The organism is Paenibacillus sp. J31R98 (genome assembly GCF_056269245.1).
Map to the genome: position 1 here is coordinate 23,275 of NZ_JBWDNO010000008.1, position 15,732 is coordinate 39,006.

Annotated in this window: 13 protein-coding genes; 11 read left to right on the forward strand and 2 right to left on the reverse strand. The window is 50.5% G+C overall.

The features are described 5' to 3' along the window. Positions 1-28 precede the first annotated feature (28 nt). The 6 genes from AC0YNX_RS24275 (at position 29) to deoC (ending at position 6,540) form a co-directional block, all read left to right on the forward strand. Positions 29-1,159 (forward strand): BMP family lipoprotein, encoded by a 1,131-nt coding sequence (locus AC0YNX_RS24275; RefSeq protein WP_475818278.1) that lies wholly within the window; start codon positions 29-31, stop codon positions 1,157-1,159. 126 nt (positions 1,160-1,285) lie between these two features. Next, the gene (locus AC0YNX_RS24280) at positions 1,286-2,809 is read left to right on the forward strand and encodes an ABC transporter ATP-binding protein (protein ID WP_475818279.1); all 1,524 of its coding nucleotides are present in this window, start codon (positions 1,286-1,288) and stop codon (positions 2,807-2,809) included. Next, positions 2,806-3,879, forward strand: a complete 1,074-nt coding sequence (locus AC0YNX_RS24285; RefSeq protein WP_475818280.1) for an ABC transporter permease — start codon at positions 2,806-2,808, stop codon at positions 3,877-3,879. Before AC0YNX_RS24280 ends, AC0YNX_RS24285 begins: the two co-directional genes overlap by 4 nt. 3 nt (positions 3,880-3,882) lie before the next feature. Beyond that, entirely contained in the window at positions 3,883-4,839 is a 957-nt protein-coding gene (locus AC0YNX_RS24290; RefSeq protein WP_475818281.1) for an ABC transporter permease, read from the forward strand. Positions 4,840-4,914: 75 nt separating this feature from the next. Continuing rightward, a complete protein-coding gene (locus tag AC0YNX_RS24295) occupies positions 4,915-5,832 on the forward strand; it encodes a sugar-binding transcriptional regulator (protein ID WP_475818523.1) in 918 nt (305 codons plus the stop codon). Positions 5,833-5,856: 24 nt separating this feature from the next. Then, positions 5,857-6,540, forward strand: coding sequence for a deoxyribose-phosphate aldolase (gene deoC / locus AC0YNX_RS24300; RefSeq protein ID WP_475818282.1), 684 nt, complete (start codon positions 5,857-5,859; stop codon positions 6,538-6,540). Between the two features lie 403 nt (positions 6,541-6,943). On the opposite strand, the gene AC0YNX_RS24305 is transcribed toward deoC, so the two are convergent. After that, positions 6,944-7,495, reverse strand: coding sequence for a helix-turn-helix domain-containing protein (locus AC0YNX_RS24305; protein ID WP_475818283.1), 552 nt, complete (start codon positions 7,493-7,495; stop codon positions 6,944-6,946). Between the two features lie 170 nt (positions 7,496-7,665). On the opposite strand from AC0YNX_RS24305, the gene AC0YNX_RS24310 reads away from it, so the two are divergent. Together AC0YNX_RS24310 and AC0YNX_RS24315 are read left to right on the forward strand one after the other, a co-directional pair. Then, the gene (locus AC0YNX_RS24310; RefSeq protein WP_475818284.1) at positions 7,666-8,877 is read left to right on the forward strand and encodes a glycine C-acetyltransferase; all 1,212 of its coding nucleotides are present in this window, start codon (positions 7,666-7,668) and stop codon (positions 8,875-8,877) included. 32 nt (positions 8,878-8,909) lie between these two features. Further along, entirely contained in the window at positions 8,910-9,884 is a 975-nt protein-coding gene (locus tag AC0YNX_RS24315) for an NAD-dependent epimerase/dehydratase family protein (RefSeq protein ID WP_475818285.1), read from the forward strand. A gap of 98 nt (positions 9,885-9,982) precedes the next feature. Here the strand turns inward: AC0YNX_RS24315 and AC0YNX_RS24320 are convergent, their stop codons facing one another. After that, entirely contained in the window at positions 9,983-10,504 is a 522-nt protein-coding gene (locus AC0YNX_RS24320; RefSeq protein ID WP_475818286.1) for a DinB family protein, read from the reverse strand. 102 nt (positions 10,505-10,606) lie between these two features. Between AC0YNX_RS24320 and queF the strand changes: the two genes are divergently transcribed. The 3 genes from queF (at position 10,607) to AC0YNX_RS24335 (ending at position 15,659) form a co-directional block, all read left to right on the forward strand. After that, positions 10,607-11,110, forward strand: a complete 504-nt coding sequence (gene queF / locus AC0YNX_RS24325) for a preQ(1) synthase (protein WP_475818287.1) — start codon at positions 10,607-10,609, stop codon at positions 11,108-11,110. A gap of 21 nt (positions 11,111-11,131) precedes the next feature. Beyond that, positions 11,132-12,334 (forward strand): MFS transporter, encoded by a 1,203-nt coding sequence (locus AC0YNX_RS24330; protein WP_475818288.1) that lies wholly within the window; start codon positions 11,132-11,134, stop codon positions 12,332-12,334. A 466-nt stretch (positions 12,335-12,800) separates the two neighbouring features. Continuing rightward, positions 12,801-15,659, forward strand: a complete 2,859-nt coding sequence (locus tag AC0YNX_RS24335) for a tandem-95 repeat protein (protein ID WP_475818289.1) — start codon at positions 12,801-12,803, stop codon at positions 15,657-15,659. Positions 15,660-15,732 lie beyond the last annotated feature (73 nt).

Consider the following 15,732-nt stretch of genomic DNA (forward strand, 5'->3'; position numbering starts at 1 on the left):
ACAAAATATGGAAATGAGGAGTGGGATCATGAAAAGAACATTAACGACAATCGCAATGTGCTTGCTCGCGGTTACGCTGGTCGTTGGTTGCGGAAGCAAAAACAACACAGGTAACAACACAGGCAACAATGCAGGTACAAATGCAGGCACGAATGAACCTGCGAAAGCATCCTTCAAAGCAGGTATGGTTACGGACTCCGGTACGATCGACGACAAGTCCTTTAACCAAGGTACTTGGGAAGGTCTGGAGCAAGCAACGAAGGATCTTGGCGTTGAGAGCAAATATCTGAAACCAGCAGGCACAACAGAAGCTGACTACCTTAAAGAAATCGGCAACCTGTACGATGCAGGCTACAAAATGATCGTCGTTCCAGGCTTCAAATTCGAGACAGCGATTTACGCTGCACAAGATAAATATAAAGACGCTAAATTCGTTCTGATCGACGGTTCGCCGCATACAGCAGACGACATGACGCCTAAAGTTGGCACGAACACGGTATCGATCTTCTTCGCAGAGCACCAATCCGGCTTCATCGCAGGCGTAGCAACTGCGCTTCAATTGAAAGAAGGCGAAGCGGGCTTCATCGGCGGTATGGAAATTCCACCGGTTCAGAAGTACAACTGGGGCTTCCAACAAGGCGTGAAATACGCGAACGACAACCTCGGCACGAAGATTACAATCAAGCCTGAGAACGTTGTATACCAAGGCAGCTTCGATAACGTAGCGGCAGGCGGCCAACTGGCAGCAGCAATGTACGACCGCGGCGTTAAAGTCATCTTCGCAGCAGCAGGCGGCGTTGGCGTAGGTGCGATCAACGAAGCAAAAACTCGCGCAGGCCAAGGCAAAGAAGTTTGGATCGTTGGCGTAGACGGCGACCAATTCAAAGACGGCGTATACAAAGACGACAAGTCGATTATCCTTACATCCGCAATGAAGAAAGTAAATGCTGCTTCCTTCGATATGGTGAAAGCTGAGCAAGAAGGCAAGTTCCCAGGCGGTCAAACATTGACGCTCGATATCAAGAATGACGGCGTAGGCATCCCGGCAACTAACCCTAACCTTAGCGACGAAACAACAACGAAGGTTACTGAAATCGTAGGCAAGCTGAAGAACGGCGAAATCGATGTGAAAGCTGAGAAGGGCGACCTGATCAAGTAATTCGTTTCGGATACGCTTAGCCAGTTGCTTTATAAATCCAAGAAGAGACGGGACGCTCCGTCTCTTTTTGGTTAGTCACTGATGAATTTATCTTTACGATATTTTGGTAAAGGAGCCGCGAGGCGTATGGAATACGTAGTAGAGATGTTGAACATTCGCAAGGAGTTTCCGGGGGTCGTCGCCAATGACGACATTACGCTTCAGCTGCGTAAAGGAGAAATCCATGCACTGCTTGGGGAGAACGGCGCCGGCAAGTCGACGCTGATGAGCATTTTGTTCGGCATGTATCAGCCGGACCGCGGTGCGATTAACGTGCGCGGCGAGCAGGTGAAGATTGCTAATCCGAACGTTGCGAATAAGCTTGGCATCGGCATGGTCCATCAGCATTTTAAATTAGTTAGCAATTTCACCGTTACCGAAAATATCATTCTCGGCAATGAGCTTAAACGCGGACTTACTCTGAACATTAAAGGAGCAGCCCGCAAGATTGAAGCGCTCTCGAAGCGTTATGGCCTTAATGTAGATCCCTATGCGAAGATTGAGGATATTTCCGTTGGCATGCAGCAGCGTGTCGAGATTCTGAAGATGCTTTACCGTGACGCGGAAGTACTCATTCTGGATGAACCTTCAGCTGTACTAACACCGCAAGAGATCGACGAGTTAATCAAAATCATGAAGGGTCTCGTCGCTGAGGGTAAATCGGTTATTATTATCACCCACAAGCTTAAAGAAATTAAAGCGGCTGCAAACCGCTGTACGGTTATCCGCCGAGGCAAAACGATCGGTACGGTAGACGTCGCAACAACAAGTGAGCTGCAGATGGCCGAGATGATGGTGGGTCGCAGCGTTACATTTAAAGTCGATAAGAAACCTAGTCAGCCAGGCGACGTTATTCTGCAGCTTGAAGGACTTACGGTTAACAATAATAAGAACGTGCCTGGTCTTAAGGACTTTAATCTGGAAGTCCGCGCTGGAGAGATTGTCGGTATTGCCGGTGTGGAGGGCAACGGTCAATCAGAGCTAGTGGAAGCGATTACAGGTCTCCGCAAGTCGGAGCAGGGCAGAATTATTCTGAACGGCCATGAGATTACGAAGGAATCCATTCGCGAGCGGATTATCAAAGGAGTCGCACATATTCCGGAAGATCGGCAGAAGCGCGGTCTCGTACTCGATTACACGCTGGAAGAGAATATGATTCTGCAGGTGTATCAGCGTGAACCGTTCTCGAAGCGCGGCATTCTCAACAAAGGAGCTATCCGCAAATATGCGAGCGGCATTCTGGAGAGCTTCGATGTCCGCTCCGGACGCGGTCCGGTCTCGGTGTCGCGTTCCTTATCGGGCGGTAACCAGCAGAAGGCGATTATCGGCCGGGAGATTGAGCTTGATCCAAGCCTGTTGATTGCGGTTCAACCGACGCGCGGACTGGATGTCGGTTCAATCGAGTACATTCATAAACGGCTCATCGGCCATCGCGACCGTGGTAAAGCGGTACTGCTCATCTCGCTTGAGCTTGATGAGGTCATTAACGTGTCGGACCGGATTGCCGTGGTCAATAATGGCGAGCTAATTGGCATCGTTAACGCATCAGAGACGAATGAGAACGAAATCGGCCTTATGATGGCTGGCGTTGGAAAAGGGGGAGACCAATGAGAAACTTCATTATTTCCCTGAGTGCGGTGTTGTTCGGCCTTATCGGGGGTGCCATACTGATGGCGGTAACGGGGCATGATCCGATGGAAGGGTATCGCTACTTGTTCCAGGGCGGTCTTAAGAACGTGAGCCGGTTCGGCGATACGCTTGCAACAGGCACACCGCTTATCTTCACAGGGCTCTCGGTGGCATTCGCCTTCCGGACGGGATTATTCAATATCGGCGCAGCCGGCCAAATGCTGTTCGGCGGCTTCTGCGCATCTATTATCGGCCTTAAGCTCGATGCATCCGGTGCTGTGCTCGTGCCGCTCATGATCATCGCAGCTATTCTTGGCGGCGCAGTATGGGCGTTCATTCCGGGTCTGCTCAAGGCAAGGTTCAACGTGCATGAGGTCGTATCGACTATCATGATGAACTGGATTGCCTACTGGACGATCTACTATGCGGTTCCGGCTTACCTGAAAGCAGAATCCGTCGAGACGGAATCTCGTGCGCTACCGGATAAAGCAACCTTGAAGGCGGTATGGCTATCGGACATGTTCGGCGGTTCCTATGTGAACATGGGCTTGTTCCTCGCGGTCATTGTCGTCATCATCATCGCGTTTATTATCAATAAGACGACGCTCGGCTATGAGCTTAAAGCGGTTGGCTTCAACCGTCACTCGGCGGAATATGCGGGTATCGGCGTTAACCGCAGCATCATTCTGTCGATGCTGATCTCCGGCGCGCTTGCCGGCCTTGCCGGATTGGCGCAATACGCGGGCAACGGCAACAATATTCAAATCGGCGTGCTGCCTACGCAAGGCTATGACGGCATCGCGGTCGCGCTGCTTGGCGCAAACTCGCCGATTGGCGTGCTCGTCTCTGCGCTGTTCTTCGGCCTCTTGTACTCCGGCCGCGGCTTCATGAACGCGATGACAGATATTCCGCCGGAAATTGCGGATTCCATCATTGCGATCATCATCTACTTCGCGGCAACAAGCGTGCTGATGAACCGCGTCATTACTTGGTTTATCGGGCGTCGCCGGTCCAATGCAGACAGTGCTGTAAGCGGAAAGGGGAAGGTATAGCGTATGTGGACGACGATTCAACAAATTTTCCCGTATGCGATCATGTTCACCATTCCTTTGCTGATTACCGCACTTGGCGGATTGTTCAGCGAGCGAAGCGGTGTTGTCAATATTGGTCTGGAAGGTCTAATGGTTATTGGCTCGTTCGCATCTGCGTTTACGATTAATCGGCTGGAAACCAATTGGCCGGGGCATACGGTTACATCGATCTGGATCGGCATAATCGTTGCGGCGGCCGCAGGACTTGTCTTCTCGCTGCTGCATGCCTTTGCCAGCATCCATCTCAATGCGAATCAGGTTATTAGCGGTACTGCGATTAACATGATCGCAGGTGCCCTTACTGTATTCTTGTCCCGAAACATTACAGGCAGCGGTAATATCCGCCTGACGAATGGCTTCCCACCGTTTGACGTATGGGGACTGTCCGATATTCCTATCATCGGTCCTTTGATCTTCACGAAGACGTACTGGACGACGTGGCTCATTCTCCTTGTCGTGCTCTTAAGTTCGTTTGTGCTTCGAAAGACGGCGTTCGGTCTAAGGCTTCGTGCTTGCGGTGAATATCCGCAGGCGGCTGAGGCGGCAGGCGTTAATGTTCGCAAAATTCGTTATATCGGCGTGCTCATCTCCGGTGCTTTCGCTGGACTTGGCGGCGCTATTCATCTCGTTACGATTGCCGGAGAATTCAACGGTACGGTATCAGGTCTTGGCTTCTTGGCACTCGCCGCGCTCATCTTCGGACAATGGCGTCCGCTCGGCATTCTTGCCGCGACGCTGTTCTTCGGTTTTGCCAGCACGGTTGCCAACGTATCTCAAGTTATTCCGCAGCTTGCTGAGTTTCCGCCGATCCTGCTTAAGGTATTCCCTTATGCTATCACGCTCATTGCGCTCGTCATCTTCTCGAAGTCGTCGCAAGCGCCGAAGGCTGCAGGCGAGGTATTCGACTCTGGCAAGCGTTAAGAGGTATGCGGCTTAACGATCACAGGGGAGGGAGAACCAGTGTACGAAGAGCGCTCAGAAGATAAACGGGGAAAAATGCTTGATGCGGTTCGGATGTACTACCAGCTGGATTACAGTCAGCAGGAAATTGCCAAGAAACTGGGCGTATCCCGTCCGACCGTAAGTCGTTTCATTCAACAAGCCAAAGAAGAAGGCTATGTCATCATTAGCATCGTCGATCCGCTGGAGAATAACGATCTTCTTGCCGGGCAAATCGAACGTAAATTCGGCCTGAAGAAAGTGGTCATCGTCAATGTGCCGCATTATGAAGATGCGGTCGTGAAGAAGTATCTCGGCGTTGCAGGTGCGAAGTACTTGGATAAGAATGTGAAGGACGGCGATATCATCGCAGCGACGTGGGGAACGACGCTGTATGAGGTGGCGCTTAACCTTCCGGATAAGCATGTACGCGACGTCAAGGTTGTGCAGCTGAACGGCGGCGTTAGCCATTCGGAGACGAATACGTATGCGAGCGAGATCATTACGCTGTTCGGCAAAGCGTTCCATACGGTGCCGTACTTCATTCCGCTTCCTGCGATATTCGATCACGCTGTCGTGAAGAAGACGATTGAGACCGACCGTCACATCAACAATATTCTGGAGCTGGGGAAGAAAGCGAATATTGCGGTTGTGACCGTTGGTACGCCGACGGAAGATTCCGTGCTGATCAAGGCGAATTACTTTAACGAGCAAGAGCTGAAGATGATCTTCCAGAAGGGGGCGGGCGATATTTGCTCGCGCTACTTCAATATCGACGGGGTCATCGTCTCGCAGGAGCTGGATCAGCGCACAATCGGCATTTCGCTGAACGATCTGAAGCAGAAAGAACAGTCGATTCTGATTGCAGGCGGCATCCGCAAGGTGGACGGTATCTATGGCGCGCTTCGCGGGAAATATACGAACGTGCTTATCACCGACCAGTTTACGGCAAAATATTTAATGGAACGCAATTAAACAGCTAGAGAGAAGGTTTTATGGATGGGGCTACAATTAGAGGGTGCAGCATTAGCTGCTTATTTTGACCATACGTTATTGAAGCCGGAAGCGTCCTACGAGCAGATCGTGAAGCTCTGCAAGGAAGCGAAGGATAACAAATTTGCAACCGTATGCGTGAATCCGTATTGGGTGTCTGAAGCGGCTTCTCAGCTGGCAGGCTCAGGCGTTGGTATTACGACGGTTATTGGCTTCCCGCTTGGAGCGTCGACTTCGGCGATCAAAGTGGCGGAGACGAAGGATGCGATCGAGAACGGCGCAACGGAAATCGATATGGTGCTGAACGTTGGTGCGCTGAAATCCGGACGTCTCGATGAAGTGGAGAAGGATGTTCGCGGCGTAGCGGAAGCTTGTAAAGGCCGTGCGGTGTCGAAAGTGATTCTCGAGGTTGGCTTGCTGACTGACGAGGAGAAAGTAACGGCATGCGAGATCTGCAAGCGCGCAGGCGCTAACTTCGTGAAGACGTCGACAGGCTTCGGCCCAGGCGGCGCGACAGTGGAAGACATCGCGTTGATGCGTAAGACGGTTGGACCTGAGATGGGCGTTAAAGCGTCCGGCGGCGTTCGCGATCTGGAAGCGGTTCGCAGCCTGATCGAAGCAGGCGCGACGCGTATCGGCGCAAGTGCTAGCGTGACGATTGTCGGTGGCGGTAAGGGCGAAGGGTACTAAAGACGCGAGAAGAGGCGGAGCAGATGTAGATGCTCCGCCTCTTTTTTTGTTTTCATCCGCTGTCGGCTATGGTTATAGTCGGCCTAACGGAACGTACAGCGCTTATTCGCCGGTTTTTCGCGTATCTGCAGCTCTAACGGAACACAGCGTTGCTATTGCCTCGAATTTACTCTCAAATGGGCACAATTGCTGTGAATAAGGTCGCTGTGTTCCGTTACATTTTTCAAGCCGCCTCATTTACCGCGATAACGCTTCTGTGTTCCGTAAGCGAAGCTCATGAGGAGGCGTCAGCCGGTTGCGCTCGGCCTGATATAAATTCATAGGATCGGCTTGTATGAATTTCTATCATGTCCCGCGAAACGTAAGCTTGTGCCACGAGGAGGCGTCAGCCGTTTGCGCTTGATTAAGGATAATAAATAATGACGTCGTAACGAACCATGTCATCGCCTGTATTGCGGTACATATGCGGCTGATCTGCCACATAGCGGACCGCATTGCCCGCGTCGACCGTATAGGACGTGCTCTGAATTTCGATAATCAAGGTACCGGATGAGACGAGGATGTACTCTTCCACGCCTGTGCTATGCGCTTCGGACTCGTGGACGCAGCCGGCATCCATCTCGACGGAATAGACCTCGAACTTCTTCGTCGGATCGAATGGGAACATCGGATAGACGCGATAATGTCCGTCCGACTCGAGCATTGGTTCCATCTCGTCGCGCACGATGACGGCAACTTCAGACGGCGGCTCTTCAATAAGAGTCGTGAAGGAAAGGCGCAGTCCGTTCGCGATTTTCCATATAATCGAAATCGTCGGGCTCGTCTCGCCCCGTTCGATCTGGCCGAGCATCGCTTTGCTGACACCGGTCAACTCCGCTACTTTATCAAGGCTTAATCCTCTCGTTTGACGAATTGCCTTCAAATTCCGCCCCAGCTTGATGTGAATCTGTTCCATACTCTTCCTCCATCGGCGCACTTCTATTTCATTTATTGTAGCTGAAACGGGCATAGATGTCGAAAAATAAATGTGCGTTATAGCATACAAACTTATTGTGCGTCATAACATACGTATGTATAATATAAAATAATTAAACCAGACGACGTACAGAAAAGGGGAATGCGCGCATGTCCAGTCCATCTTTGCTCACCTATTTGCGAACCAACTTGGAGGATCTGAAACAAAAGGGCTTATACAATGAAATTCAAGTTCTTCAAGGCGGCAACGGTCCGATCATTCGCATACAAGACCGGGAGCTTATTAACCTCTCTTCCAATAACTATCTTGGGCTTGCTGGCGATGAGCGCCTGATTCGCGCAGCTGAGAAAGCGCTTCATAAATACGGTGTTGGCGCTGGCGCAGTCCGTACGATCAACGGCACGATGGATCTGCACGAAGAGCTAGAGGCGAAGCTTGCGAAGTTTAAGCAGACGGAGGCCGCTATCGCGTACCAATCCGGCTTCAACTGCAACATGGCAGCGATCTCGGCTGTTATGGAAGCCGGGGATGCGATTCTGTCCGACGAGCTGAACCATGCGTCGATTATCGATGGCTGCCGCTTGACGAAGGCGAAGGTGATCCGCTACAAGCATTCGGATATGGCGGATCTGGAGCTGCAAGCGAAGACGGCGCGTGAATCCGGCCAGTATAACAAAATCATGGTCATTACGGACGGCGTCTTCTCGATGGATGGTGACATTGCGAAGCTTCCTGAGATTGTAGAAATCGCAGAGCGTTACGATCTGATTACGTACGTCGACGATGCGCATGGCTCCGGGGTTCTTGGCAAAGGGGCAGGTACGGTCAAACATTTCGGCTTATCGGATAAGATTGATTTTCAGATCGGGACCTTGTCCAAGGCAATCGGTGTTGTCGGGGGATACGTCGCTGGCCGCCGCGAGTTGATTGACTGGCTGAAGGTGAGAAGCCGCCCATTCCTGTTCTCAACGGCAACACCTCCGGCGATAGTAGCGGCATGTAGTGCAGCGCTTGATATTCTGACGGATAGCGCGGAGCTGCAGGAGAAGCTGTGGAACAATGCGGCCTATTTCCGAAACGGGCTGACGCAGCTTGGGTTCCAGACGGGTCATACGGAAACGCCGATTATTCCGTGCATTATTGGTGATGAGGTGCTGACGCAGCGGTTCAGTAGAGAACTGTTCGAGGCAGGCGTGTATGCGAAGGCGATCGTGTTCCCAACCGTTCCGAAAGGCGTAGGCCGTATCCGCAACATGCCGACAGCCGCGCATACGACGGAGATGCTTGATCAAGCTTTGGCGATCTACGAGCGCGTGAAGAAGCAGATCGGCGTAGGTATTGGCGTACACGCAGGCGTATAAGGCAGTTTCTCGATAATCGGAGGCGATGCGGTATGAACACAATCTTGGTTACAGGCTCCTCGGGTCAAATCGGCAGCGAACTGGTCACTGCACTTCGCGCGCGCTATGGGGCGCACAACGTCATTGCGACAGATATTCGCCCGAGCGCATCGATCACATCAGGTGGTCCGTTTGAGACTCTCGATGTGAATGACATGCAGTCGTTCTATGCGATTGCGAATAAATATAAAGTCGATACGATCATCCATCTGGCAGCGTTGCTGTCCGCAACGGCTGAAGCCAATCCGCTGTTCGCGTGGAATCTCAATATGGGCGGACTGCTCAATGCGCTAGAGGTGGCGAAAGAGCTTAACTGCCAGTTCTTCACGCCAAGCTCAATCGGGGTGTTCGGCCCGGATTCACCTAAGGATCTGACGCCGCAAGTGACGGTGCAGAGGCCAGTCACGATGTACGGCATTAACAAGGTAGCCGGCGAGCTGCTGTGCGACTACTACTATCGGAAATTCGGTGTGGATACGCGCGGCTTAAGGTTCCCAGGCTTGATCTCGCACTTAACCCCGCCTGGAGGCGGCACGACGGACTATGCGGTATCCATGTTCTTCGAAGCGGTTCGCTGCGGCGAGTACAGCTCCTACATTAATAAAGGGACATACATGGATATGATGTATATGCCGGATGCGATTGATGCGATTATTCAGCTGATGGAGGCTGATTCTGCGAAGCTTATTAACCGCAATGCTTACAATGTATCAGCAATGAGCTTTGATCCGGAGATCCTCGCCGCTGAGATTCGCAAGCTGCTGCCGGCATTCAAGCTGACGTACGAGATCGATCCGGTACGGGAGCAGATTGCGCAGAGCTGGCCGAACTCGCTGGATATCTCGGCCGCGCAGCAGGAATGGGGCTTCAAGCCGCGCTACTCGCTCGAGCAAATGGCGTACGATATGCTGATCCAGATCGCATCGCGTACGATTGAGAGCAGCAGAGAGGTTATGAAAGTTTCATAATTGGATATTTCTGTGTAATTAACAAAGGTTCCTCTGCCCGGCGAACTGTAACGTTCGTTGGTGGCAAGGGAACCTTTTTCGCTGTGCATTATTCGGATTTAAGTTTGTTGCAAGTAGCGCTCGCGAACAATGTTTATATGATGCATTTCATGGCCTGTAATGACGTGCGCAAGCGCGCGAGCGGAGATTTCCGTATTGCTCGCAATGCCTTTGCGCAAATACGCTTCAGGCGTTAAGCTGCGGAGCAGTGCAATAGTCGCGGAGCGGACCGCGTCGTAATTCTCTAGCAGCTCGCTGATGGCATTGTCGTCGAACGAAGCATTGGCAACGTAATCATTCTCTTCAAAACCGGGCAGCGGCGTCCGGTCGGCGCGGGCAACGCGCAGCAGGCGGTAGCTCATAATGCGCTCCGTGTCGATGATATGGCCGAGCACTTCTTTCAAGCTCCATTTGCCCGGTGCGTAGCGGTGTAGCGCTTGCTCCTCCGTAAGTGAAGAGAAGAGCTCTCTCGTCGTGTCGCGATTCTCGGCTAGTATATCCAGCAAATTGCCGTCTTGCACAAGCTTGATGTATGTACCGAAATGGCCTCCATACTCGTCTGCGGAAGGTCTAGTGAACAAGGGCTCCATCTCCTTAGGTTGAATTTACACCGCCTTAAGGTGTAAGCTACTAGAACAAGAGTAACCCTTAATGCAATGTAATGACAAGGAGTGTTGTACAAAATGTCAGGAAGATCGAAGGAAGAACTGCAAGAAGGCGGAATCAGCCACTTGGGCAACCAAGGCACGCAATATCTATTCAACTATAGCCCGGAAGTGCTGGAGTCGTTCGACAACAAGCATATTGGCCGTGATTATTTTGTGAAATTCAACTGCCCGGAATTTACGAGCCTGTGCCCGATTACGGGGCAGCCGGATTTTGCGACCATCTATATCTCTTACATCCCTGATGTGAAGATGGTTGAGAGCAAATCGCTCAAGCTGTATCTGTTCAGCTTCCGCAATCATGGCGACTTCCATGAGGACTGCATCAACATTATTATGAATGACCTTATTGCACTGATGAACCCACGCTACATTGAAGTGTGGGGCAAATTCACGCCGCGCGGCGGCATCTCGATTGATCCTTATACGAACTGGGGCCGTCCAGGCACCAAGTTTGAGGAAATGGCACATTACCGTCTGATGAATCACGATCTCTATCCCGAAAAAGTAGATAATAGGTAAAAGTCAGGACGTGGCTGCATAATGAAATTTTCATGGGAACGGAACTTGGTTGTCTTGTGGACCGGGGTTTTCTTCTGCAGCATGGCGTACTCGATCTCGATCCCTTTTTTGCCGATCTTCCTGAATACGGAGCTCGGCGTAGAGCATCATCTTGAGGCTTGGTCCGGCATTGCATTCGGCATTACCTTCTTGGCGAGCGCGCTCATCTCCCCGTATTGGGGGTCGCTCGCTGACAAATACGGACGCAAGCCGATGCTTATCAGATCCGGCTTCAGCCTTGCCGTGCTGTACTTGCTCAATTACTATGTGCATGACCCGTACTGGTTTCTCATTATTCGTATTTTTCAAGGCTTGCTCGCAGGCTTCGTGCCTGCATCCATTGCGCTTGTCGCGACGAATACACCGGAAGAGAAGACTGGCTATGCGCTTGGCATTATGTCGACCGCTGGTGCGACAGGCAGCATTCTCGGCCCGCTTGTGGGCGGCGTCGTCAGCCATTATTTCAGCAACCGTGAGGCGTTCCTCTTCTCCAGCTTTATCGTGCTGATCGCTGCTCTTATTGCCACATTCTTCGCGAAGGAGAAGAATTTCAATCGGCAGGCGGTGCGCTCGCATGTGATGGATGATTTGAAGCATGCGCTCTCGAATCGTACTTTTTCGATTATGCTGCTCATGGCAGGGGTCAGTACCTTCTCTGTCATGATTCTTGAGCCGCTTATCACGGTCTATGTGCTGAAGATGGGCGTGCCTAAGGATACGGCTTCGCTTAGCTCCGGTATCGTCTTCTCCGCTGTCGGCATAGCAACGGTAATCATGGCCCCACGCTGGGGCAAATGGGGACGACGCATCGGTTACGAGAAAGTGCTTATAATCGGTCTTCTCGGTAGCGGAATTGGCAATATGCTGCAGGTATTCGTACCGAATTACATCGGCTTCGGTATTCTGCGCTTTGGTTATGGGCTCTTCTTCGCGGCGGTCAATCCGTCGATCAATGCGATGATTGTAAGGACGACGGAGCCCGAGTTCAGAGGGCGGGCATTCAGTCTGAATCAGTCCGCATCGCAGCTTGCGACGATGGCCGGCCCAATTATAGGCGGCTTACTCGGCGGCATGATGCCGATCCGCTGGATCTTCATTATTAACGGCAGCTTGCTGCTGCTGGCGGCATGGTTGTTCCGCTTCAAAATCCAGCATAGAACCGCAGCGGTATCGCGTCATAGCTGATCGGATGCTCACATAGAAGGAATTGAACCACCTCGCTAATTAGGCGAGGTGGTTTTTTAGGCTGTCGAGAAAGTCGCGTAAATCAGAGTGTGTTGAATCTGATCTCTCAAAGCAGCATCGGCTGCTTCCGAGTCTGAGAGATCGAATATCGCACTCTCAGCTTCACACGTAGCCGATATCTGGTTAGTATCCTTAACTGAGACTCTCCGAAACCCTGAAAGAGAAATGTATACAAAAAGAGAAACACGCCATTTTGAATAAAGTGAGGTTCTCTACACTCTGAAAACCATTTAGCTAGCAATGCGAAGCTGTTATCTTTTTGTCATGATTCGACATATTTTTAACATATTCTCGTTCTCTATCGAATCTCGTCGTGGTATATTAGCAATAGTAGAATTGGTATCTAATACCTATTGTTTAATAGGGGGTTTATGACATAGAGCATATGAATAGGGAGGTATTGATCATGTCGAAAAGACAGAGGAAGCTGCATAAGAAGCGGTCGATGAAGAAGATTGCTCGTATGATCGGCTCGACAGCAGCAGTGATTCCGCTGGCGATTGCAATTCCAGTGATGGTGAGTGCGGACGCGTCTGGGCCGGTAACATTGTATCCATCACTTAGCCAGTTAATGGCCACTACCTATGCGGATCAACTGGTTGCAGGGAAGAGATTAGCGGTGGATTTAAGAACCGTTTTTGGAGACGTCACGACTTATAAATTTGATGACGTAGTTGTTCAGAATAGTTCTGTAGCGGATGCGGAGGTTATTCGAGAAGACGGGATTCCTATACTATATCTTTCCTTGAAGAAGACGGGGACGACCAGTATCGATGTTCAGTATCGACAGAATGGGCAGGCACCGACCTCCCACGAGAGATTTCAAATTAAAGTCGATCCGAACACGACTATTGATACGAACCATAACGGTGTCGACCTCGGCGATGTGGTTAGATATTTCAAGACGAACAGCAATGGTTTCAATACTAGTGACTATCGCACTTTATTGAAGGCCGCAGTTGCGAGTTCTATTACAGAACCGAATCATGTACCAAGCGTCTCCTCGGAAACAACATCGATTGCAATGACAGCAGGAACCTACACTGAAATTCAATTAAACGATCTATTCAGCGACGAAGACGGTGATAAGCTCTCTTTCGCACTCGTTAACCCACCATCCAGCGGTTCTTTTGTAAGTGCAAACCTTTATAGTGAGACTGGCACTCTAGTTCTGCATGCAGTGAGTCGAAGCTCGCAGCCTCTTAGCATTTCGGTTGATGGAAGTGATGGTGAAGAGAGTGCAACGAAGGTCTTTAGTGTGACAGCTGATGCCGCGACTGAGGTGAATCATCCTCCGGTTGCCGATGTGCTTAATTTCAAAGTAGATGGGGATGGCAGCTATGTTGGCACATTCAGCGGTACGGACCCGGATGCGGCGGACTTTCTTACTTATCGTGCCGTGTCAGAGCCTTCTCATGGTACGCTAAGCTATGATTCGCTAGAGCCAAATCAGTTTAGGTTTACGCCTGCAGCGGACTATGTCGGCGAGGATTCTTTCACCTACGTGGCGAACGATGGAAAGGGCGATTCGGTGCCAGTGCCAGTTATGATTGCAGTCAACCCCGTAAAAGTGCGACCAGTAGCGGATCCGATTAGCTTCGTAATGGATGAGGATGGCAGCTATATCGGAACCTTCAGCGGAACGGATGCGAATGCGGCGAATATTCTTACTTATCGAGCTGTGACAGAGCCCCTTCATGGTAATCTTAGCTATGACTCGCTAGAGCCAAATCAGTTCAGGTATACACCTGCAGCTAACTATAACGGCCAGGACTCTTTCACCTACGTAGCGAACAATGGAACGATTGACTCGCATGAAGCGACTGTTGCTGTGAATATCAGGCCAGTTGATGACTTGCCTGTAGCTGGTACGATAGGCCACGAGGGGTACTTCCAGCTTCGCCCAGACCAAACTGCCATGCTGGATCTATCGAAGATTTTCACTGATGTGGATGGTAAACAGCTTATATATCGTTCCGACTTCCAAGGAAATAGCGGTTTAACCGGAACATTTAGCGGGGCGGCTTATTATTTGAATGCTCACGGCTCACCTGGTTTGTCTTCTTTCAATATAGAAGCTAGTGACGACGGTTTTGCAACGTATGTTACGATCCCGGTTACGGTTCAAGTTACCGGAAGCAGTCTCCCGGATAAAGAGCAAATAAGTAATAATCAGGATGAGTATACGGTTTACCTACCTGAATATTTCGATGAAGGTCTGAGCGATTATGTCGCCTTTGACACAGGAACCAATACAATGCTGTCCATTGAAGACTCAACGTTAGCGGTTCCTTTGGAGGATGATTCCAATGTTTCTGTCGTAGTCTCAGCCAGTGACGATCACGGCTTGACGATTACGGATAACTTCAACCTGTATGTAGGGCTCGGAGTAAAAGATATCGGAGTCCAATTCTTTAATAATTACTATGAGGACTACAGTGCTTATGTTGACATGAAAGACATCTTTCATAATGCCGATGAGTTTAAAGTTACCGCGTATGACGGTGATGTCATCAAGAGCATTGGCAGTCACGAGTTGAATACGTGGACAAGTGACGACTATTTAGAAATACTTACAAATGAGACGTTTACGAATGTTACGGAGATTCAAATACAAGGCCGTACTTTAGATGATGCGGGAAAAGAAACCAACGTTAAAAGCTACACGCTGCAAATTCGTGAGAATACGGCTCCTTCTTTGGACGGTGGTGTAGAAGCTCCACCGATCCTAATCAAGAAAGGCGAGACGGTTGATCTGGATATTACGGATGCTGAGGGAGATCCGATTACTTCTGTTGATGTCCGGCCTGATGATTCGATCTGTGGCGAGAACGGGAGTTGTGTTGCGGCCAACTATGCAAACGGCAAGCTTACTGTTGCAGGGCTGGAAACGGGTTCAGTGTCATTGACAATCACGACGTCGGATGGACTACCGTTCGGCACCGGCAATGTTTATCGCTACTTCATCGTTTACGATGATAGCATCGATATTGTAAACGACTTTAGTATTGATAAGGACCTTGCTGGGCTGCTATCGGGAATGAATGTAGATACATTACAGCTCCAGGGCATAGATAGTGAATACATTATTCCTGGTGCAACATTAGTGGGAACAAGTTTGCATTTTGACGTGAATTCAGAAATCATGTACCCGGGTGACAGTGAATTTATTACTGTGCATATTACAGACGGGGAAATTACCAGAGCACTTAAACTATACATGAACGTTGCCTTGCCGGAGATCCCGGGGCAAGGAAGCGCTTAGTAGAAGATGCAGGACCAATGGCCAACTTCCTTCAGGTTGGCCATTTCTCTTCAAATCAATCCGAAGGAGAATG

Excerpts from the sequence above, each read along its gene's own strand:
- AC0YNX_RS24290 (WP_475818281.1), top strand. The coding sequence starts at position 3,883 with ATGTGGACGACGATTCAACAAATTTTCCCGTATGCGATCATGTTCACC.
- AC0YNX_RS24335 (WP_475818289.1), top strand. The coding sequence starts at position 12,801 with ATGTCGAAAAGACAGAGGAAGCTGCATAAGAAGCGGTCGATGAAGAAG.
- deoC (WP_475818282.1), top strand. The coding sequence starts at position 5,857 with ATGGGGCTACAATTAGAGGGTGCAGCATTAGCTGCTTATTTTGACCAT.
- AC0YNX_RS24275 (WP_475818278.1), top strand. The coding sequence starts at position 29 with ATGAAAAGAACATTAACGACAATCGCAATGTGCTTGCTCGCGGTTACG.
- AC0YNX_RS24280 (WP_475818279.1), top strand. The coding sequence starts at position 1,286 with ATGGAATACGTAGTAGAGATGTTGAACATTCGCAAGGAGTTTCCGGGG.
- AC0YNX_RS24295 (WP_475818523.1), top strand. The coding sequence starts at position 4,915 with ATGCTTGATGCGGTTCGGATGTACTACCAGCTGGATTACAGTCAGCAG.
- AC0YNX_RS24330 (WP_475818288.1), top strand. The coding sequence starts at position 11,132 with ATGAAATTTTCATGGGAACGGAACTTGGTTGTCTTGTGGACCGGGGTT.
- AC0YNX_RS24285 (WP_475818280.1), top strand. The coding sequence starts at position 2,806 with ATGAGAAACTTCATTATTTCCCTGAGTGCGGTGTTGTTCGGCCTTATC.
- AC0YNX_RS24315 (WP_475818285.1), top strand. The coding sequence starts at position 8,910 with ATGAACACAATCTTGGTTACAGGCTCCTCGGGTCAAATCGGCAGCGAA.
- AC0YNX_RS24305 (WP_475818283.1), bottom strand. The coding sequence starts at position 7,495 with ATGGAACAGATTCACATCAAGCTGGGGCGGAATTTGAAGGCAATTCGT.
- AC0YNX_RS24310 (WP_475818284.1), top strand. The coding sequence starts at position 7,666 with ATGTCCAGTCCATCTTTGCTCACCTATTTGCGAACCAACTTGGAGGAT.
- queF (WP_475818287.1), top strand. The coding sequence starts at position 10,607 with ATGTCAGGAAGATCGAAGGAAGAACTGCAAGAAGGCGGAATCAGCCAC.